Here is a 20,588-nt window from a genome sequence, read left to right as displayed (position 1 = left end):
TTCGTCGAAATCCGCCGACGCCCGCCCCGCCCGCTGGACAGGGGTGCCGGCGGCGTCGGCCCCGGGGTCGACGCCGCCGGCGTGGGTCGCCGTCAGGCCGCCACGGCCGCCCGCACGTCCGCCGCGCAGAGTTGCCGCATGTCCTCGACCGTCACCGCGCCGCCGCGCAGCCGGTTGGCCTGCTTGGTGATGGCCCGCTCCAGCAACTGGCGGGCGTACCGGCCGTTACCGAAGGCCTCGCCCCGGACCAGACCCTCGAAGTGCTGGTACAGCACCGGAACGCAGTCGTTGCTGAACTCGAAGCCGCCGTCGCGGGCCAGCACCTGGACGACCGAGACGAGCTCGGAGGCGGTGTAGGAGTCGAACGGGATATGCCGGCTGAACCGCGAGGCCAGTCCGACGTTGTTGGCCAGGAACCGCTGCATGTCGCCGGTGTACCCGGCCGCGATCACCACCACGTCGTCGCGATGGTCCTCCATCAGCTTCACCAGCGTGTCGATCGCCTCACGGCCGAAGTCGTTGCCCTGACCGCTCAGCGCGTACGCCTCGTCGATGAAGAGCACGCCCCCGCGGGCTCGGTTGAAGACGTCGGTGGTCTTGATCGCGGTGTGCCCCACGTACTGCCCGACCAGGTCGGCCCGGGAGACCTCGACGACCTGCCCGGTCCGCAGCACGCCCATCGCGTTGAGCAGTTGCCCGTAGAGCCGGGCCACGCTGGTCTTGCCGGTACCGGGCGGGCCGGCGAAGACCAGGTGCCGGGAGATGGTCGGGGTGGGCAGGCCCGCCCGGTTGCGGGCCTCGGTGGAGGTGATCAGGTCGACGACGTCGGTCACCTCCCGCTTGACGGCGTCCAGGCCGACCATCGCGTTCAGTCGCCCGAGCAGGTCGTCGACGACCTGCCGCCGGCCCTCCGATTCCCCCTGCTCGGCCGCCGCCTCACCCAGGTCCTCCGGCAGCAGCCGCGCCAGCTCGAGGTCCGGGGTCTGCGGGTTGTTCGACAACCGGTACGCCTGACGCCCCAGCATGTCCTCGAAGACCTGCCGGGCCAGCCGCGCGTTGCCGAACGTCTCGCTGCGGGCCTGCTCGGCGAAGTGCTTCACCAGGACCTGCCGCGTCTCGTACTCCAGCACGTAGTGGTGGGAGCGGCACAGCCGCTCGACGATCGTGGCCAACTCCTCGTCGGAGTAGCTGTCGAACTGGATGGTCCGGGAGAAGCGGGACTCCAGACCCGGGTTGGCGGCCAGGAAGGTCCGCATGTTCGGTGAGTACCCCGCCGCCACCACGACGACCTCGTCCCGGTGGTCCTCCATCAGCTTCACCAGCGTGTCGATCGCCTCGCGGCCGAACATGTCGTGGCCACCACCCGGCGAGAGGGTGTACGCCTCGTCGATGAACAGGACGCCCCCGAGGGCCTCTTCGAACTTCGCGGTGGTCTTGACCGCCGTGCCGCCCACGTGCTCGGCGACCAGGTCGGAGCGGGACACCTCCACCAACTGCCCGCCGGAGAGCACCCCGAGCGTGGCCAGGACCCGGGCGAAGATCCGGGCCACGGTGGTCTTGCCGGTGCCGGGCGGCCCGGCGAACACCAGGTGGCGGGACATGGGCGGCACATGCAGCTTCGCCTCCCGTCGGCGCTTGGCGATCTGGTTCAGCCCGACGAGGGTGGCGACCTCGTGCTTGACCCCGGCCAATCCGACCAGGGCCTCCAGTTCCGCCAGGAGGGCCTTCACCGAGCCGCCGGAGGCATCGTCACCGGCCGGTCCGCCGCCGGGCCCCCCATCGTTGGCTGCTCCGAGGCCGGGCACCTCGTCGGCGGGCGGGCGAAGAGCGGCCGGCTCCCGCGACGGCGTCGGCCGCGGGTCGGCGCCTCCGGCCGGGGTGGGCGCCGCCGTCGGGATGTGGTCGGACTCCGGGGTGTCCCGCCTCGCCTCCGCGCCGGTGCCCCGCGAATCGGTCTGGGACGCGGGCTGCGTGGTCGGGAAGTCGGATTCCGCGGCCTTCGGGCGACCGACGGTCCGCGCCGGCAGTTGGACCGACTGAGCGTTGTGGCGGGTGTCGACGTCGACCACTTCGATGGCGGCGGTCTGGCCGGCCGCGTCCACCGCGACGCCCCCGTTGCCGCGGATCACCCCGCCCCGCAGCCGGACCGGCAGCTTCGTCTCTACCTGAACTCCCGGCCCCTGATTGCCCACGATCTCGCAGTCGATCGCGTCCAGCGTGCTGCCGACGCCGGCCCGCACGCCCGGCCCCCGGTTGCCGCTGATGCGGCTGCGGGAGAGGTGCGTCGTGCAGGACCCGCCGGTCAACACGCCCGCGCCACCGGAGTCCTCCACCGACAGCGAGGACAGCTCCGAGCGGGCGTTGCCGGTCACCTCCACGCCGATGCGGCAGCTGGTGAACAGGGAGTTGCACAGCGCCATGGTGGCGGTGCCCGCGAGCCGGGCCCCGGCGGCGTTGGCACCGCTGACGTGACTGTCCTCGAAGCGACCAGCACCGCCGGTCGCGTGCAGCCCGTACCGCGCCCCCTCGACGGAGAGCCCGACCAGCTCCGGGGCGGCCTCTTCCTCGACCGCCACACCGATGGGGCTGTCCCGCACGCTCACGCCGTCCAACCGCGCCCGTGAGCGGCCGGTGAGGAACACACCGGCGTCGGCGCATCCCACCACCGCGCCACCGCTGATCCGCGGCGCCGCCGCGTCGGTGACCAGCACCCCGGCGGCACCGGAATCGCGGATCTCGCATCCGTTGAGCTGCGGCGCCGAATCACCCATACAGTGCAGACCGTGACCGCGGGCGCGGGCGATCAGGGAACCGAAGAGTGTGGGCGCCGCCTGGCCCATCGTCACGACGGCGTGCACCCGAGCATCCAGGATCTCGCAGCCGTCCACCACCGGGGCCGCCTGGTCGCAGACGAGCAACCCGATCTCACCGCCCACCACCGAGGTGCGGAGCAGGTGTGGCCGGCTGTTCTGCTGCGCGACGACCGCGTACTGCGCCACCTCGTCGATGCGGCACCCCTCCAACCGAGGGCTGCTCGAACCGATGGCCAGCAGCGCGACCTCCCCGATCCCGGTGAAGGTGCAGTCCAGGAACACCGGGTTGCAGGCACCGGCCACCATCACCGCGGAGCGTTTGATGTCGTGCAGGCGCACATCCGTGTATTCGCCCGAGCCGGCCTCGTAGACGACGCCGGCGCCCCCGGTGTTGCTGACCGCGCCCCCGGCCATCTCCACCACACCACCGCGGACGTGGATGGCGGCCGGCGCGGCGGCGTCGACCGTGCACCCCTCCAGTCGTACGCGGCCGCCGGCCACCTGGAGCAGCGGCATCTGTTCGTCACCGCCGCGAATGGCGATGTCGCGGATCAGGACCTTCCCGTCGGCGGCCAGCACTGCCCCGCCGGGCGGCACCTCGATCGTGACCGTGCCGGGGCCGTCCTCCGCCACCAGGACGATGTCCCGGTGGAACAGCGGGGCCTCGCGATAGACCCCGGGACGCACCGCCACGGTGTCGCCGGGCGTCGCCGAGGCCAGGGCCCGGGAGATGTCGGTCAGGCACCCGGTGTCCCTCGCCGACACCGACAGCACGCTGGTGGTCACGGATTTGCTCCTCTACGCGCTGTCATGGCCGTCGTCGCCCGCGGTATGCCCCCGCGTGGGCCGGCTCGCGCCGGTGGAACCGGCCAGGCTCGTGAACCGACGACTTCCGGCGTCGACGCCCAGGGGCCACGGTAGTGGTGTCGAGCTCTGGGCCCGCTCCGGTTGGGCCGCGAGGGCGTCGCGCAGCTTGCGGGCGACCCGCTCGTCGAGCCCATTGTCGGGGCGGTCGAAGACGACCTCGCGCAGCAACACGCAGGGCGCACCGGACGGTCCCGTCGCCTCGACGCCGAGCACCACGAACCGGGAACCGGCGGCGAACATCACCTGCCCGCTGCGGGCGGCCAACTCCTGAGGGGAGCGCAGCTGGTCGAGTCGGCGCGCGGTGGCCGACCAGATCGCGTATCGCGGTCCGTCGGCGGTGCCGCCGGTCAACGAGACCTCGGTGAACCCGGGCTCCACCAGCACCTCGCCGGGTTGGTACAGGGCCGCGACGTCCGGCCCGGCCGGTGCCGTGCCGAAGACCGGTCCGCCGACGGCCGGTAGGTGTACCAGCCCCGAACAGGCGCACCGGGCCAGCAGCTGGCTGTCCTCGTCGGGCGTACCCGGGCCGCGCAGCGCGCCGTTGACCCGATCTCCGCCCCCGTCGATCAGGGCCAGCACCGCGACGAGCCCCGCCACGAGATCCTGCGATTTGATGGTGTTACGCAGCCCGGGGTGCAGCGACAGCGCCCGGGCCACGGCACGGGAGTACGACTGGAACTTCCATCCCAGCAATGCCCGCATACGCTCGCGATCGCCCTCCTCGCTGCCGGCCCGCACGGGGAACCAGTTCGGCTGCCCGGCCCGGTGCCCATCCGGTTCAGGCCCGGCCGGCCGGCGCGGCTTCAGGTCGGGGCCGGTCGCCAGGACCGGCCGGGACGGCTCCCCCGCGCGGCGTGCACCCACGCCGGGACCCGCACCCACACTCGGCCGGGACGGCTCCACCGGCCGGGACGGCTCCACGTCGAGGTCCACCGCCACGACCGGCCGGGACGGCTGCACGGGACGGAGTTGCTCCTCAAGACGGAGCTGCTCCACCGGCGGGGTCTGCTCCACCGACCGGGACGGCTCCCCCGGTCGACGCGTGCTCACATCGAGGCCCATCGCCACGACCGGGCGCGGCTGTTCCACGGGACGGGACTGCTCCACCGAACGCGACGGCTCCGACGACAGAGCTCCAGCCTTGAGGCGCCTCATCGCTACACCCGGCCGGGACGGCTCCACCTGCACGCACGGCACCACCGACTGACACTCATCCATGTCGCGACCCGCCGGCACCTCCGGCCGGGGCGACTCCGCAGGCCGGGGCGACTCCGCAGGCCGGGGCGACTCCGCAGGCCGGGGCGACTCCGCAGGCCGGGGCGACTCCGCAGGCCGGGGCGACTCCGCAGGCCGGGGCACGGCCGAGTCGAAGTCGGTCGCCACGGCCGGGCGGGACGGTGGACCGACAGTGTCGATGTGCTGGCCGGACGCCGGATCGGCCACCTCGGCGTCCTGGCCGGACGCCGGATCGGCGATCGACGGCCGGTGGATTCCCAGCTCCGGCCGGAGGGCCTCGACCGTCGGCAGGGTCACCGGTCGGACGCCGAGGTCCAGGTCAGGAATCTTGACCAGCGGCATCGCCAACCGCTGCAACCCGGGCTGCGGGGCCGGGGCGGAAGCCGGCGCCACGGGAGCCGCCGTCACCACGGTCGTGCGAGCCCTGTGCACACGGACAGATCCCGGTGGCGGCAGGACACCCCCCGCCACCTCCGGCGCGTCGCCATCGGCCCCGGGCTTCCAGCACCAGAACAGCCCGTCGGCGAGGGCTCGGCCGAAGGTGAAGCGGACACCGGCGTCCGAGGCGTAGACCGGCGCACCGAGGTCGGCACAGAGCTGGCGCAGCACCGGTCCGGCACCGTCGGCCGGCGCAGACGGCTGGGTGACCAACAGCACGGGTCGACCCCGCCAGCGGGGACAGCGCCAGACCATGCCGGCCAGTTCGGCGGCGGTGAGCGACCGGCCGTCCAGCCGGAAACCGACCGCGTCGACCTCGACTGCGATGGTGAACCAGCCGGCCGGCCCGGGGGTGATCGACCCCGGCGCGTCCCACGGCCCCGGGGCGAGCACCGGCCCCCCCGAGTCCACCGCCCGGATGCGCTCCATCGCGGCCCCCACCACCTGCGACGCGTGGCGCAGGTACCGTCGCACGCCCCGGACTCCCTCGGGTGGGTCCGGGGCGGTCCCCGCCGCTGCCGTCGGCGGACGAGCCCAGGACGACGGCAGGGCCGAGCGGGCCGACGCTCGCACGGTCAAGCCGGCAGGAAAGTGACTCACGCCCGCACCGGACGTTCCGCCCCGACATCCGGATCAGCTTCGGCCTGCTCGTCCGACCGCCAGGGGTTCGGCGGTGCCGGCGCGTCCGACGGCGTGTCAGGGCGCAGCGGGGCAGCACCGGAATGGGGCGGCTGCCACACGACCTCACCGGCCCGGTGGTCGAACAGGTGCGCGAGCGTGCGGTGCACGGAGATCTCGTCCAGCCCCTCGACGGCGTCCGGCTCGCTGAGGTGCGCGGCCAGGTCCGGGTCCGGCGCCAGGCCGTAGTTCTCCAGGTAGTAGGCGACCGCGTCGCTCCACACCCAGGTGCCGTCGGTGCGCAGGTGCAGCGGCACGACCTCGCCACGCTCGGGCGCGAGCACGTCCGCCATCTCGGCGCTGCTCCACGTGATGACCACAGCCGAACGCAGGGCAGTGACCAGCCGGTCGCGCTCGGCATCGTCGGCGACGACCGGGCGGTTCGTGGTAAACCAGGGGCCGCGGACCGGGTCCACCCCGTCGAAGACCCGGGCGGTCGTGATCGGCGCCGCCGGCCTCGACGCCCAAAGCAGGGCGCCGCAGGAGCGGGCCAGGGTCTGGTAGAACGGCACGTCGAGCCCGGCCCAGCAGACCTCCACCTGGGCGTTGCCGTCACCGGCCTCGATCATGACCTGACGCAGTCGGACAGCCAGCCAGGGCAGCGCGGCGATCTCCTCGTCGACGCTGACCACCGCGATGCGTACCGGCTGCTGCCACGGCCGGGCGCTCGACGGCATCCGCCAGGCTCGCCACACCGCGCGCATGCCCGCCACGGTCGACGCCTCGGCGACGAGCGCCCGATCCACCACGTCGAGGTGTTCCGGCGGCTCGCCGGTGAGGTCCAACGGCCAGGCCACCGGATCGGCGTCGTCCTCGTCGGTCGACAGGGCCGACAGGAACATCCACGGCGGCTGCGGGCGTTCTCCCCGCAGCTCCTCCAGGGCCATCGCGAGGTCGCCGTCGGCACCGGCGCGGATCAGCTCCACCCGCAGCAGGTTGATCTCGTCGGCGGCGAGTTGCAGCGGCTGCGAGACCGCCTCGAAGGCCAGTGCCTGCACGACGTCCCGGCGCCGGCCCTCGGCCAGCCAGCCACGCAGGTCGGTCAGCAGGCCGTCCTGCAGCGTTCCCGCCAACCGCAGCAGCAGTACGTGCAGGTTTCCCTCCGCCACCTCGTCGCGGTCCCCGCCCCACGCCGCCTTCGGTGACATGTCCACGTCCATCGTCACCCTGTTTCCTCCTCGCGCCCCGACTCATCTGTGGCACGTTCCTGGTGGTCGATCGGGTTCACCGGGCTGCGGACTTCACCGCTCACTTGTGCCGCCACCACGACTCGGTGCTGGTGCTGTCGTACTTCTGGAAGACGGTGTTGACCTGCCGCCCGTGCACGATCATCCCGGCATACCAGGTGCGCGCCACGTAGTTGAACGGTCCCATGTCGACCGGTCCGGCCTCGCGGGCGTTGGTGACGCAGAACTGGAACAGGTCCCGGCAGAATTCCAGGACGGTCTCCCGCCTGCCGCCGGCGATTCCGGCGTTGAGCAGCTGATCGCCGCGGTTGGCCGACAGGAACTCCAGCAGCGTGGTGCTGCCCCCGTGCTGGTAGATCATCCACGGGATGCAGAGCGGCTGCTGCTCGTCGCCCACGTAAAGCCGGTCGCCCATCTCCGGGAAGGGGTCCCGCAGCATCTCGACGTCGGTGCCGTCGACGCACCACACCTGCTCGACCTCGGGGTGTTCGCGCAGGTACCGCCAATAGCAGAGCCACCGGTGGAAGTACGGCGAAGCGCCCTTGCCACCGGCCGGCACCCGCACGTGCGTCACCAGTTCGGTGTCCGCGACGTCGAGGCAGTCGTGCAGGATGACGAGCTGGCGACCGTGCCGCTCGACGGAGCGCCGCAACTCGTCCAGCTGCTGGTAGGCCGGCGTCCAGGCCGTGCCGCGCTGCGGGTCGGGCTGCGCGGTCAGATAGGTCGTGAGGACCACCCCGGTGGTCGCCGCCTCGCCCACGGCCCGGGTGCGGAACTCGCGGTACTCCACCGACCGGTAGCTCGCCTCGGAGCGCGTCTTGAGGTCGCGTACCAGGTGGAAGCGCTCGAGGTCGGGCACGGTCGAGCCCACGATCCTGCGCTGGTCGCAGCTGAAGATGAGGCCCTCGCTGCCCGTCACGTCCGCGAACCGGAACGAGGTCAGGCCGGCATTGTGGATCCGGTTGGAGAGGTCGAGATGTTCGTACCCCCATCGGCCGTATCGCGTGTCGTACCCGCCCACCCGGTCCAGCACCCGCCGATCGAAGTAGAGCATGCAACCCCGGGGATGGGTGTACGCCTTGTGCTGCTCGTCCCGATAGATCTCGGTCGAGTCGGGCAGCCGGCCCATCGGAGTGTCGACGAACATGTACATCAGGTGCGGCTCAGGGCTTTCCAGGTACGGCCGCTCCCACCCGTCCACGACCGGCCAGCAGTCGTCGTCGAAGAGGAACAGCTGTTCGCAGCCCTGCTCGATCAGCAGCTCCAGGCACTTGTTCTTGGCCCGGGCGATGCCGGCGTTGGTGTCGAAGCGGAAGGTCGCCTCCTCCACCGGCTCGTCGCTGGCGTCGTCCACCACGACGATCACGGCACCGGTGGGGGCGTACTTGCGGACAGCCTCCAGCGCGGTCCGGAGCACGGCGCCACGGTTGTGCGTCGTGATCCCGATGCCCACGGCCGGGGAGTCAGTGTCCTGCACGCCCACGGCCGGAGAGTCAGTGTCCTGCACGCCCACGGCCGGGGAGTCAGTGTCCTGCATGACCACCTCTTCAGTCGGGACGCTGCGGCGCCACCACACGTGGCCACGGCACCCGGGGCGCGGCACCGTCCGAGTTCGGGGCGTGTGCGGTTAGTACACATGGGGCACGGTGTCGCGGCGCCGCCGGGTTCACCGTCGCGCCGACGGATCCGCCCGGAGCCCGCGAGGGTAGGGATAACCCTCCCCCACCGGCGGGACAGCCCCCACTTGAGCAGGGAACACCCTGTATCGGGAGACAGGCGATCAGGGGCACTGTCAAGGCATGACCGAACGAGTGCAAAGCACGCGACGGGCGAGCGCCGTGGACGGCGACCGTCGCCTCCACGACCTGATGGGTACCTATCAGCAGCCACTGCTGAAGTACGCGCAGCAGCTCACCGGTGGCGACACCGCACGCGCCGAGGACGTCGTACAGGAGGCGTTCCTGCGGGCGTGGACGCACATCGATCGGCTCACCGAGGACCGTGGCTCGGTGCTGGGCTGGCTGCGCCGGGTGGTCCACAACCTGGTGATGGACGGGTACCGCGCGCAGAAGTCACGGCCGGCGGAGGTCGAGATCGAGAACGCCGGGACGGTGGCCGCGCCGGATCTCACGACCAACGTGGTGAACTCCGTCTTCGTCGAGCAGGTTCTGGAGGGGCTCTGGCCACAGCACCGGGCCGCTCTGGTGGAGACATACCTGAAGGGTCGGACCGCGGCCGAGGTCAGCGCGGTGCTCGGCGTTCCGGTCGGAACGGTCAAGAGCCGGGTGCACTACGCGATGCGTGCGGTCCGGGCGGCTCTGGCCGACCCGCCCGATCTGGGCGATCAGATGCTCCGCGCCGCGTGACATCCGGAAAAACTCCGACGCCTATAGTGCTCCCATGCCCCGCTCGACCCGGCGAGCCGGAGAAGCTCCCCCCGCACCGGGCCCGCCGGAGGATGTGGCGCGGGTGGTCGAGGCGGTGCACGGTCTGCCGGGGCCACCGCCGCCGGGTGTCCAGGCCACGGCCCTGACCCGGGCGCTCGGTGAGTGCCTCGGCGCCGAGTCGGTCACGATCTGCCTGCGGCTTCCCCTCCCGGCGGCCGACGACCCGGACGGGGCTGCGGCCCAGGGTGGCGTGCGGGAGTACCACTGGAGCGCCTCCGGTCGGGAAGCCCCCGGCGGGGAGCCGGAGGCGGCCGCGCACCGGGGCACGTCGCCGTTCCGGCTCGGCGACGGTCAGCAGATCCTCGCCGACGTCTCCGTCCGCCCGGCGGGGGCCGGCGAGCGGCTGCGCCGGTGGCCCGAGTTGCAGGTGGTGACCCGCCTGCTGCTGTCGGACATCCAGTCCCAGCTTGCCGTCGGCGACGCCGGGAAGTTGATCGGCCGAAGCGCCGCCCTGCTCGCCGACGCCCGCTCGCGCGCCGCCGGGGAGATCGAGCGGCAGCGCTACCAGCTCGAACGAGACCTGCACGACGGGGCCCAGCACCACATGGTGGCGCTGCAGATGTCGCTGGGCATGGTCGAGCACCAGCTCAGCGCAGGGAAGACGACCGAGGCCGCCCACCACCTCGACCGCCTGCGACAGCTCCTCGCCAGCACCGAGGAGATCCTGCACACCACGGCGACCGGGCTGCTGTCGCGGCCCCTGGCCGATCATGGTCTGGTCGCCGCGCTGCGGGATCGACTGGACCCGCTGGACACGGTCATCCTCGACGTCGACCCGCTGCTGACCGGCCGGCGATACCCGTCGGAGGTGGAGACCACCATCTACCTGGCCTGCCTGGAGGCGATCAGCAACGCCCACAAGCACGCACCGGGGGCGACGGTCACCCTGACGCTACGCACCGTCGCGAGGGGTCTGAGCTTCGAGGTGGCCGACACCGGGCCTGGATTCGACACCGGCGGACGGATGCCGCTGCACTACCTCGCCGCCCGCCTGGAGTCGGTCGGCGGCACGCTGAGCGTCCGGTCGAGCCGGGGCGACGGCACCCGGGTCAGCGGGCACGTCACGGCCTGATGCTCAGCACGGCCTGAGCCGGCCCGCCCGGGGCACCCGCCCCGGGGTGCCCACGGCGGGCCGTCGGTCGGTCAACCGCCGGCGGCGAACAGCCGCTCGCACGCGCGGACCAGCAGCGCGTACGCGGCGCGGACCTCCGGCCCCGAATCAGGGGCCATGCACTGGGTACGCCAGAACGCAAGCGCCCGACCGGCGGCCCGGGTCACCTGCTCCGAGCCGACGTCACCGGCCAGACCGAGCCGGGACCAGGGGTCCAGCCCGTGCACGCCGAGCAGCCGTAGGGCGTCGTCGTGCCCGCGCGGCAGCCTGATCCGCCCCTGCAACGTCTGCAACAGATCCAGCTCCGCCACCTGGTAGGTGCCCGTCGAGGCCGCCTCCACCGCGTGGGCGAACTCGTCGTCCAACTGCCCGGCGGCGCGGCAGGCCAGCAGTGCGCGCAGCGCCCACCGGGCGGCCAGCACCCCGGTCGACGCCAGCAGCCGGGTCCGCAACGCCTCGCCGACGGCGTGACCGCCTTCGGCGGCCGGATGCCAGTCGACGAGCGCGTCACTCATCGTTTCCAACCACTGTCGCGACCTGGGGCTCGCGGCAGCGCCCTCGCCCATCGCGGAGATCACCACCGGCGAGAACCCCTCCGGGCCCGCAGCCCGCAGCACGGTGAGAAACTCCGACTCCGCCGCGCTGGCCGGGCCGTCCAGCGCGAGCACGACCGCGTCCGGTAGCCCGTGCACCTCATCCGACCAGCGGCGCAGCCGCACCCCGAGGTCGGCGTCGACGCGGTCGCGACAGTGCAGCAGCCGCAGGTCGCGCAGTGCGTCCGCAGGGGCCTCGACCAGGAGGCGGTCGAGGCCGGCCGCCGCGTCCGGCCACCCGACGCCGGACCAGTCGGGGATCCGGACCGGTCGCCACGGCGGCTCACCGCGCACCGGCTCCAGCGTGAGCCGCCGGTACGGCCCGTACTCGTAGCAGGTGGGGACCGCGCCCACCCCGCCCGGTGGCGCAGCGGCGATGTCCTCGGGAAGGTCGCACAGCACCCCCAGGAACCGCTCCGCCTGCGCCCCGACGGCCACCACGCGGGCGCGGCGATCCTGCCGCCCGAGGGCAACCCGCACCGGCCTGCTGTCGGCGGACGCTTCCTGACGGTCCGCGAGCAGCCCGAGCAGGCGGCACAGGAGGGCGCCGGGTGCGGCGTCGTCCCCGCGTAGGTCCTCCGGTGCCCCGGCTCGCCCGGCCGGTGCCGGCCGGGCGGTATGCGTCGGCTCCGGCCAGTTTCCGCCGAGCCGCTCCGGCAGCCGGATGTCCACCACGGTGGCCGCGCCTGCCGGTGCCCGGTCGACCGAGAGCCGCCCGCCGAGCGCGGCCAGGCGCCGGGAGTCGTCGTGCAGGACCTCGGCGACGCGGGCTTCGTCGACCTCGGCCCGCTGCGCCCGGATCGCCAGCACGTCGCCCTCGCGGGACAGCTCGACGGAGACCGGCTCGTCGCCGCCGCGGGCGCTCAGTGCCGCCACCGCCGCGGCGGCCGCCTGGTACAGGCTGGACTCGATCTCCCAGCCCTGGCGCCGGCCGAGGTTGCCCTCGAAGACCACCGGCACGGAGAGCGACGCGGCGATCTCCTCCAACGCGGTGGCGACTCCGCTGCCGCGCAGGACCTGCGGATACACGCCGCGGACCACGGTCCGGAACCCCTCGATCATCTCATGCAGGCCGGCGCGGATCGTGGCGGCGATCGCCTCGGCCTCGGGTGAGCCGGCGGCCAGCGCACCCTCCAGGGCGCGGGCATGGGTCAGGATCGCCTGCAGCTGCCGGTCCGGGGTCGCGGTCACGGCCGTAGCGAGTCGGTCGCGCTCCACGGCCTGCACCGCGGAGAGTTCCAGCCGGACGACGTCGGCCTGCCGGACCGCCCGGTCGGCCCGGGTCTGCGCGGCCGTACCCGCCGCGCGGTGCCGCGTCAGGCGTAGCAGCAGCCCGACACAGAGCGCTGTCTCGCCCAGCAAGGCCGCCGGCACGGGCCAGGGCTCGGGCTCGTCCCGGTGGGCCAGCACCAGGATGCCGTACCGCGCCCCGCCGACGGTCACGTCCACCGTCGCGGCGACGCCGGCCGAGGTCAGCAGCAGATCGGGGTCGTCGACCCGGTCCGGCAACGTCGGCACCGCCGCCTGGTGCCCGAGCTGCCAGGCCACGGCGGGGGCCCAGTGCGGGCAGGCGGCGCTCTCGGCCGCCGGCAGCCACAGCGCCGCGTATCGCACCCCGTAGCCGTGGCCGAGGTCGCGCAACAGCTTTCGCAGGACCGGCTGGTAGCCTCCCAGGCCGTCGTCCGGCCCGTCCACGGTGGGCAACTCGTCCGACGGGACCAGCCGGGCCAGGACCGTGAAGGGTCCGGCGGGCCGGGGCGAGCGCGCCAGCCCTCTCACGGGGCGGTGGTGTCGGCCATGCCCCTAGTCTGCCATCCGGTTGGACCGCAGGTACGCCAGCACGGCCAGCACCCGACGGTGGTGCGCCGTGGGCTCCGTTGACAGCTTCAGCTTGGTGAAGATGCTGGCGATGTGCTTTTCGACCGATTTGACCGACAGGAACATCTCCCCGGCGATTCCCCCGTTGGACCGTCCCTCGGCCATCAGTCGCAGCACGCCGCGCTCCCGGTCCGTGAGGTCCGCCAACGGGCCCCGGGCCTGCGGGCTCGGCCGGTCCACAAGCTTTACCGCCAGGGCCGGCTCGATCACGAGTTCCCCGGCGGCGATGCGGACCAGCGTGTCGGCGAGCACGGCGACCCCGGCCACCTGGTCCTTGAGCCGGTACCCGATCCGTTCGGTCCCGATTTCCAGCAGCCGGTACAGGTAGTGGGCCTCGGCGTGCTGGGAGAGCAGCAGCAGGCCCACGTCGGGGTGCCGCGCCCGGACCCGCTGGGCGGTGTCCAACCCGCCGTCCAGGCCCGGCGGCATCCGGATATCCATGATGGCCACGTCGACCGGCGTGCTGGCCATCAGTTCGAGCAGTTGGTCGCCGTCCTCCACGCAGCCGACGACCTCGTGGCCCGCTGCGGACAACAGCAGTTGCAGCCCCTCCCGGAAGAGGGCGCCGTCATCGGCCACCGCGACGTCCATGGCCTGCCTCCCCCGATCAGCACCCGTCATCTCGGCGCCTCCGCCGCTGCGACGTATCGTGCTTCTTGCGCCTTGACTGGCGGCAGCGCTCGGTCAATTATGAATGACGGTGACGATCTTGGACGAGGGCGGCTGGATGTACGGGGTCGGCGTCGATCTGGGCACGAGTTTCACCGCTGCGGCGGTGGCACACGCCGGGACCCTGGACATGGTGCGCCTCGGCGGACAGGCGATGGTGACCCCGTCGGCCGCATACCTCGACGAGAACGGCCGGCTGCTCACCGGTGAGGTGGCCGACCGCCTCGGTCTCCAGGACGCGAGCCGGGTCGCGCGGGAGTTCAAGCGCCGCCTCGGCGATCCCACCCCGGTGATCCTCGCCGGCGCGCCGCACTCCCCCACCGCGCTGATGGCCGCCCTGCTGGGCACGGTCATGGAGAGCGTGAGCCGGGCCCAGGGCGGGCCACCCGAGCACATCGTGCTGACCCACCCGGCCGTCTGGGGTCCGTACCGGCGGGAGCAGTTCGCCGCCATCCCGCCCCTGGCGGATCTGCCCCGACCGAGCGACCCGCACGGGGACCCGGTGCCGGAGTCCGGGGGCCCGACGGTCCGCACGGTCACCGAGCCGGTGGCGGCGGCGACCTACTACTGCTCCACCCACCCGCTGCCCCCGGACGGCCTGCTCGCCGTCTACGACCTCGGTGGGGGAACCTTCGACAGCGCGGTCGTGCGCAACGGCGAGGTCGGGCTCGAGATCGTCGGCACCCCGGAGGGCATCGAATGGCTCGGTGGCGCCGACTTCGACCAGGCGATCCTCGACCATGTCAACCGCCAGCTGGGCGGCGCCATCAACCAGTTGGATCCGGCCGACCCCGCTACCGTGACGCTGCTGGCCGCCCTCGGGCGTGAGTGTGTCCTGGCGAAGGAGGCCCTCTCCACGCGCCTTCAGGCGGATGTCACGGTGCCCCTGCCCGACGGCGTCCGACACGTGACCGTCACCCGGGACGCGTTCGAGAAGACGATCACACCGTCCCTGGACGCCACCGTCGAGGCGTTCCGGCGGACCCTGGCGGCCGCCGGCGTCACCCCGCAGGACCTCACCGCGGTCCTCCTCGTCGGCGGCTCCTCGCAGATACCACGGGTCACCGAGGTGCTGCGGGACACGCTCCGCCGGCCGATCCTGATCAACACCCATCCGAAGCACGCGGTCGCGCTGGGCGCCGCCATGCTGAGCGCGCAGGCCATGGCGTCGCGGGTCACCCGGGTCGCCCCCCGATCCACACCGCGCACCGCCGTCAGCGCCGCGCCCCCATCAGCCCGGACCGCGACCGTCGCGGCCGGGGCCGGGGCCACCCCCGTCGCGCCGGTCGCGCCGGCGCCGCCACCCCGCACGCGGGGCGCCGCCGGGGCCGGGGCCGACCGGCGCGGGCAGAAGCCGACCGGGCACGCTGCGGTGAGACGTCGATCGAAGCTCTGGCAACTCCTGCCGCCCGCGCTCGTCCTGGTCGCCGCACTGCTGGCCATGTCGTACCTGGTCGCGCCCCAACTGTGGACCAGCGGCACCGCTGCCTGCGGCACCGCCAACGCGGCCCTGAAACGGCCGACCACCGCCTCGTCGTCGGAGGGCGCAGGATTCGCGGCGACCAACGCGGTCGACGGCAACACCACCAGTCGCTGGAGCAGCACCGTCGGCGATCCGCAGTGGCTCCAGGTCGACCTGGGCAGCTCGGTCGACGTGTGCGGCGTGTCGATCCGGTGGGAGAGCGCCTACGCGACGGCGTTCCAGATTCAGCTCTCCACCGACGGCAAGAGCTGGACCGACGTCCACTCCACCACGGCCGGTAGGGGCGGCGCCCAGAACCTCACCGTCTCCGGCACCGGCCGGTACCTGCGGGTGCACGGCACCACCCGGGCGAGCGGCTACGGCTATTCGATCTGGGAGCTCGACGTCCACACCGTCGGCGGCCCCTCCGCCACGAATGCCGCGCTGTCCGGGGCCGCCTCGGTCGGCGTGAGCCCGACCGGGCCCGCCAAGCCCGGCCCGAGCGGATCCGACAAGGCCCGCGGCCCGGCCGGCCAGAGCCCGGCCATTTCCGCACCGGCGGCTGCCAAGGGCTCCGGCGGCAGCACCGGCGTGCTCCGCAGCGTGGCCACCGGGCTCTGCCTGGACAGCAACACCGACCCGGTGACGACGCGGAACGGCAAGGCCGTGGGCGGACACGCCTTCGGCGCTGCCTGCACCGGTGGGACCGGCCAGAAGTGGCGCGAGGGAAAGCCGCTTCCCAAGGACAACGTTCCGGGCGACGACTGGTACCGGCTGATCGACCAGCAGACCGACCTCTGCCTCGACAGCAACGACGACGGCGCCATCTACGCCATGCCGTGCCTGAACCCGAACGTCTACCAGCTCTGGCAGCGGGTGACCGAGGCGCGCACGGCCACCGGGTCGACACCGTCGGGCACGGGGACCGGCTACCGCAATCTACGAACCGGCCGGTGCATCAGCCTGGCGTCCGACAAAACGCCGCGGGCCCTGCCGTGCCCGTCCGACGACAGCTGGCCGGCGGACATGCTGTTCCGCGGCTGACCCCGCTGCCGGAAGACCCCGGCGGCCCATCGACCCGGGCCACCGGCGGGGGTGGTGGTACGCACCCGATCGGACGGGCTCGGGCGGTGGCGGCCGACCGGGTGGCCTCCCTCGCGGTCATCGACCACCGAGGACGGCCGCCACCGTTTCTGTGCCGGAGCGGTTCGTCCGCCGGACCCCCGTCGGTCCGGACGTCAGAAAGCCCCCCCGGCAGGTCAGACCCGGGTGACCCGCACCGCGTCGGCGATCACGTATCCGGCGGCGTTGGTCCAGCGGCTCACGCCGACCAGATTGCGGTCGCCGGCGGCGAGGTTGAAGGTGCCGATCGAACGCCACACCCCGCCGCCGGTGCTCTGGTCCACGTTCACCGTCTGGGTGCCCGAGGCGGTGACCACGACGTGCGGCGTCGCGGTGTTGTAGCCGGCAACGGCCGGATACCACACGTCGACCCGGTGGTTGCCGGCCGCCGGGATGTTCACCTTGAACCAGGCCGCGTCGCTCTCGAGCACCGGGTTGGCGAAGCGGTAGTCGGCGCCGTAGCGCTGCGCCGAGTAGGCCGAGCTGGACCAGTTGGCGCTGGCGGTGAAGCGGCCCACGGTGGCGTTGTCCACGATGGTGCTGAACGACGTCGGCGGCGGAGTGGTGCTCAGTCCCAGGTAGGCGGCGATGCCCTGGGCGTGCCCACGCGCGACGGCGGTGATGAAGTCGGCGCGCTTGAGCAGGTTCGTGTCGGCGACTGAGTCGATGAACAGGTTCTCGGTCAGGACCGCAGGCATGGCGCTCTCGCGAAGAACGTGGAAGTTGGCAGTCTTCTGCCCCCGGTCGGTCACCGAACCGATCGACCGCATGCCGGAGAGGATCCGCGGGTGCAAGGCGTTGTGCAGGCTGAGGTCCCCCGCACCCCCGCTGGGATAGCGGTAACTCTCGAAGCCGGTGCCGCCGCCGGAATTGATGTGGATGCTCACGAAGATGGTCGCGCCCCAGGCGTTGGCGTCGTCCGTGCGGTAGGCGAGGCTGCGGGTGAGGTCGGTCGTGCGCGACATCCGCACGTCGACGCTGTAGTTGGCGAGCAGGATGTCGCGCACCTGGAGCGAGATGGCGAGGGTGAGGTTCTTCTCCTGCAGGCCGTTGCCGACCGCGCCGGAGTCGGTGCCGCCGTGGCCCGGGTCGATGTAGACGCGGGGAACGGCGGCCTGCGCACGGCCGGCGAGCAGGGGTGCGGCCAGTACGCCCGCCGCGGTGGCGAGCAGCGTACGGCGGCGCATGGCGGAGTTGCCGAAACTGGACATCAGGGCCTCTCGACTACGGGTTGACTTGGGGTGTGGGAGCTCGGGTCACGGCGCTGGAGGTGCACTTCAGATCCGGGTGATGCGGACCGCGTCGGCGATGACGTAGCCGGTGGTGCTGGTCCACCGGCTCACGCCCACCTTGTCGCCGGCCCCGGCGGCCAGCGTGAACACGCCGAGCGAGACCCACCGGCCGCCGTTGACGCTCTGGTCGACCCGCACGGTCTGGTTGCCGGTGGTGGTCGCCACCACGTACGGCGTCGAGGTGTTGTAGCCCGCGACTGCGGGATACCAGACCGAGACCTCGTAGCTGCCCGTCTCGGGAAGGGTCGCGTTGTACCAGGCGGCATCGCTGACGGCGGCGGGGCTGGCGTAGCGGTAGTCGGGCCCGGTCCGCTGGCTGGAATAGGCCGAGGTGCCCCAGTTCGCGCTCGCCGTGAACCGTCCCGAGGTGGTGTTGTCGATCGTCACGCTGAAGTCCTGCGACGGCGGCGGGGTCCCGGTCGAGACGTCGAGGTAGTCGCGGTCGATGTAGATCTGCACGCCACCCCAGGTCTCGCTGGTATCACCGGTGTACTGGTGGATGCGCTGACGATTGGCGTAGTACCCGTCCGGGCAGTAGCTGCCCGCGTCGGTGTCCGCCACGCCGTTCCACCAGCCGAGGAAGAGGTGGTCGACGCGCGTGTACCGGGTGTCGTTGTAGGCGGCGCAGAGATCCCGCACGCCGGAGGAGCCGCTGGAGTACATGCCCGAGAGGTAGCCGAGCGTGTGGAGCCGTTCGGTCCAGCCGGAGAGGTACGACAGCACGGCTGCCTTGCACGACTCACCCGCGGGATACTGCTCGATGTCGTTGTAGATCGCGCTGCCGGCGGGGATGCCCAGCGCCTTGGCCGCGTTCACCGCACTGGTCGCCCGGGTCGCGCCCTGGGACCGGGCGGTAGCCGGGTCGTACGACATCTTCGGCGTGCGGGTACCGCACGGTGCCTGGTTGTCGAGCTCGATCGGGATCAGGTGCCAGCCGTTGTTGGTCTGGTTGGTCACCCAGGTCGCGGTCAGGTTGGCCTGCGTGCACGATCGGCTGGCGCCGCTGATGTACACGCCGACCGCCCGGTACGGCGAACTGTTGCGCCACGTGTTCATGGTCGACTGCGCCGGGGCGGTGCACGTGTCGAAGCCCTTGCCGGTGTAGGTGCCCGGCTGCGGGCCGGACGCCGCCAACGGCGTCACCGTGGCGGACTCCGACGCCGCGCGCGCGACGTCCAGCGACGCCGGGACCGCACCCCGGCCGAGGCTGGCGGAGGCCAGAATCCGGCGGACCGTCGACTCGGTGCCCGGCGTGTGCTCGGCCGTGACCAGCACACCCGCGTCGCGGACTGCGAGCTGGATGGAGTCGTTGCGCGACCGCAGCGTGTCGGCGGTCGCCCGGCCCTTCACGGTGACGGCCGTGTCGGCCGTGACCCGGGCCGCGCTGACGGCATCGATCGGCTCGATGACCAGCCCTGCCGTCCGCCCGACCAGGTCCGTGGGGCACCGGGGTTCGTCGCCGGGGTGGCCCAGGTAGACCGTGGGTCGGTCGAACCGGACGCACGCATGCGGGTCGTCGGCGAGGTCGACGACCTGCCAGTGCGCGGGCACCGCCAGGCGGAGACCGCGATAGCTGACGGTGCGCTCCTCCGTGGGGGCCGCCCAGGTCGGGGTGGCCATCCCCGCCGCACCGACGATGACCGCCGCAAGGCTGGCCATGATCCTTCTTATCCGCACGCGAGCCTCACCTTAGGAAGAAAATTACCAACAGGAGATCTGAGCTGCAAGATTTCTACCACTCCTGGGCGGCCACTTCCAGGGACGGACCTCGATGAATTTGAGATCGAGATCTTGGCATCTCCGGGGCGGTCGCGGCCCCCACGGGCACGAGCCGCCCCTGCGCCGCCGTGCACGGCGCTTCGCCGCCCCGCAGCCGCCGCGACCATCCCCACCGACGGCGCGGAAAGTTCCTTGAACGCGAGGCAGCGCGCACGTCCTGTGTTCTGCTGGTAGGGCGTGACGGACCAGCCTGAGCATGCGCCGGGAGGTGTGGTGGACCGGTGGGTAACCCTGAGCCTTCACACACGTCCGCGGACCGGGCGAAACCGCCCGACCCGAAGGACTCGTTCAGCGAGTTCCGTTGCCCGCTGCTGGTCCTGGCGCTGACCACCGGCATCGCGGGCTTCCTCGACGCCTTCGCGTTCCTGCGCTACGGCGTCTTCGTCGCCAACCAGTCCGGCAACGTCATCCTTTTCGGCATCGGCGCGGTCGGGCAACACCCGGCCTGGCCGGCTGCGGCGGCCTCGCTGGTGGGGTTCGCCGCCGGAGCCGCGCTCAGCACCTGGGTCCGGCTGATGGCGAGCCGGTGGTCGTCGTCCGCCCGGGGCATCGCCGCCGCCGTGCTGACCATGGCGTTCTGGGCGGTCCTCAACGTCCTGCTCGAGTACGGCCGACACGGCACCGTGGGCAAGATCGTGCTGGCCGCCGTCGGCGGCCTCGCCATGGGATCCCTGGCCACGCTCTTCGTCCGCACCGCCGGGATCGCCAGCACCATCACGTACCAGTCGGGCACGGTGGCGAAGACCGGCGAGCGCATCGCGGCCTGGCTTGCCGGCCCGAGCGCCGACCGGAGACGGGCCAGGCGGGCACTGCTGCTCGGGCTCATGATGCTCGCCAGCTACGCCCTCGGGGGCGGCATCGGAGCGCTGGCGCAGCAGCGCCCCCTATTGGCTCCGACCTGGGCGACACTCGCCCTGGCGATCGTGACCCTCAGCCTGGCCCGCCCGGCCCGTTCCCGGCCGTGAACGCCGAGGGCCGCGCCGACGCCGGCCGGCACCCGGCAACCGGCAACCGGC

At 72.6% G+C, this 20,588-nt stretch carries 12 protein-coding genes; 4 read left to right on the top strand and 8 right to left on the bottom strand.

Features of this window, described 5'->3' with window-relative positions; all coding sequences use genetic code 11:
• Positions 1-92: 92 nt before the first annotated feature.
• The 4 genes from SNR22_RS06935 to SNR22_RS06920 form a co-directional block, all read right to left on the bottom strand.
• Entirely contained in the window at positions 93-3,599 is a 3,507-nt protein-coding gene (locus SNR22_RS06935) for an AAA family ATPase (protein ID WP_320065622.1), read from the bottom strand.
• A gap of 12 nt (positions 3,600-3,611) precedes the next feature.
• Positions 3,612-5,828 carry a hypothetical protein gene (locus tag SNR22_RS06930; RefSeq protein ID WP_320065621.1) on the bottom strand — a complete coding sequence of 739 codons (2,217 nt, stop codon included), beginning with the start codon at positions 5,826-5,828 and terminating at the stop codon, positions 3,612-3,614.
• Between the two features lie 122 nt (positions 5,829-5,950).
• Positions 5,951-7,198: a hypothetical protein gene (locus SNR22_RS06925; protein ID WP_320065620.1), complete on the bottom strand. Its 1,248-nt coding sequence runs from the start codon at positions 7,196-7,198 to the stop codon at positions 5,951-5,953.
• A gap of 82 nt (positions 7,199-7,280) precedes the next feature.
• Positions 7,281-8,756, bottom strand: a complete 1,476-nt coding sequence (locus SNR22_RS06920; RefSeq protein WP_320065619.1) for a glycosyltransferase family 2 protein — start codon at positions 8,754-8,756, stop codon at positions 7,281-7,283.
• Positions 8,757-9,018: 262 nt separating this feature from the next.
• On the opposite strand from SNR22_RS06920, the gene SNR22_RS06915 reads away from it, so the two are divergent.
• The gene (locus SNR22_RS06915) at positions 9,019-9,585 is read left to right on the top strand and encodes a sigma-70 family RNA polymerase sigma factor (RefSeq protein WP_320065618.1); all 567 of its coding nucleotides are present in this window, start codon (positions 9,019-9,021) and stop codon (positions 9,583-9,585) included.
• Positions 9,586-9,619: 34 nt separating this feature from the next.
• Complete coding sequence (locus tag SNR22_RS06910) at positions 9,620-10,738, top strand: sensor histidine kinase (RefSeq protein ID WP_320065617.1); 1,119 nt, start codon at positions 9,620-9,622, stop codon at positions 10,736-10,738.
• Between the two features lie 71 nt (positions 10,739-10,809).
• Here the strand turns inward: SNR22_RS06910 and SNR22_RS06905 are convergent, their stop codons facing one another.
• Positions 10,810-13,149 (bottom strand): hypothetical protein, encoded by a 2,340-nt coding sequence (locus SNR22_RS06905; RefSeq protein ID WP_320065616.1) that lies wholly within the window; start codon positions 13,147-13,149, stop codon positions 10,810-10,812.
• 24 nt (positions 13,150-13,173) lie between these two features.
• Positions 13,174-13,839, bottom strand: coding sequence for a response regulator transcription factor (locus tag SNR22_RS06900; protein ID WP_320065615.1), 666 nt, complete (start codon positions 13,837-13,839; stop codon positions 13,174-13,176).
• Positions 13,840-13,948: 109 nt separating this feature from the next.
• Between SNR22_RS06900 and SNR22_RS06895 the strand changes: the two genes are divergently transcribed.
• Positions 13,949-16,423 (top strand): Hsp70 family protein, encoded by a 2,475-nt coding sequence (locus SNR22_RS06895; RefSeq protein WP_320065614.1) that lies wholly within the window; start codon positions 13,949-13,951, stop codon positions 16,421-16,423.
• Between the two features lie 215 nt (positions 16,424-16,638).
• Here SNR22_RS06895 and SNR22_RS06890 read toward each other — a convergent pair whose 3' ends face one another.
• Together SNR22_RS06890 and SNR22_RS06885 are read right to left on the bottom strand one after the other, a co-directional pair.
• Positions 16,639-17,712 (bottom strand): N-acetylmuramoyl-L-alanine amidase, encoded by a 1,074-nt coding sequence (locus SNR22_RS06890; protein ID WP_320065613.1) that lies wholly within the window; start codon positions 17,710-17,712, stop codon positions 16,639-16,641.
• 66 nt (positions 17,713-17,778) lie between these two features.
• Positions 17,779-19,452 carry a glycoside hydrolase domain-containing protein gene (locus SNR22_RS06885; RefSeq protein WP_320065612.1) on the bottom strand — a complete coding sequence of 558 codons (1,674 nt, stop codon included), beginning with the start codon at positions 19,450-19,452 and terminating at the stop codon, positions 17,779-17,781.
• Positions 19,453-19,793: 341 nt separating this feature from the next.
• Here SNR22_RS06885 and SNR22_RS06880 point away from each other — a divergent pair, with 341 nt between their 5' ends.
• Positions 19,794-20,537: a YoaK family protein gene (locus SNR22_RS06880; RefSeq protein WP_320065611.1), complete on the top strand. Its 744-nt coding sequence runs from the start codon at positions 19,794-19,796 to the stop codon at positions 20,535-20,537.
• The last annotated feature ends 51 nt before the right edge of the window (positions 20,538-20,588 follow it).

The organism is Micromonospora sp. RTGN7 (assembly GCF_033804645.1).
In the GTDB taxonomy this organism is placed as follows: domain Bacteria; phylum Actinomycetota; class Actinomycetes; order Mycobacteriales; family Micromonosporaceae; genus Micromonospora.
The sequence above is the reverse complement of the archived record's forward strand: the minus strand, read 5'-3'. Positions and strand labels throughout refer to the sequence as shown.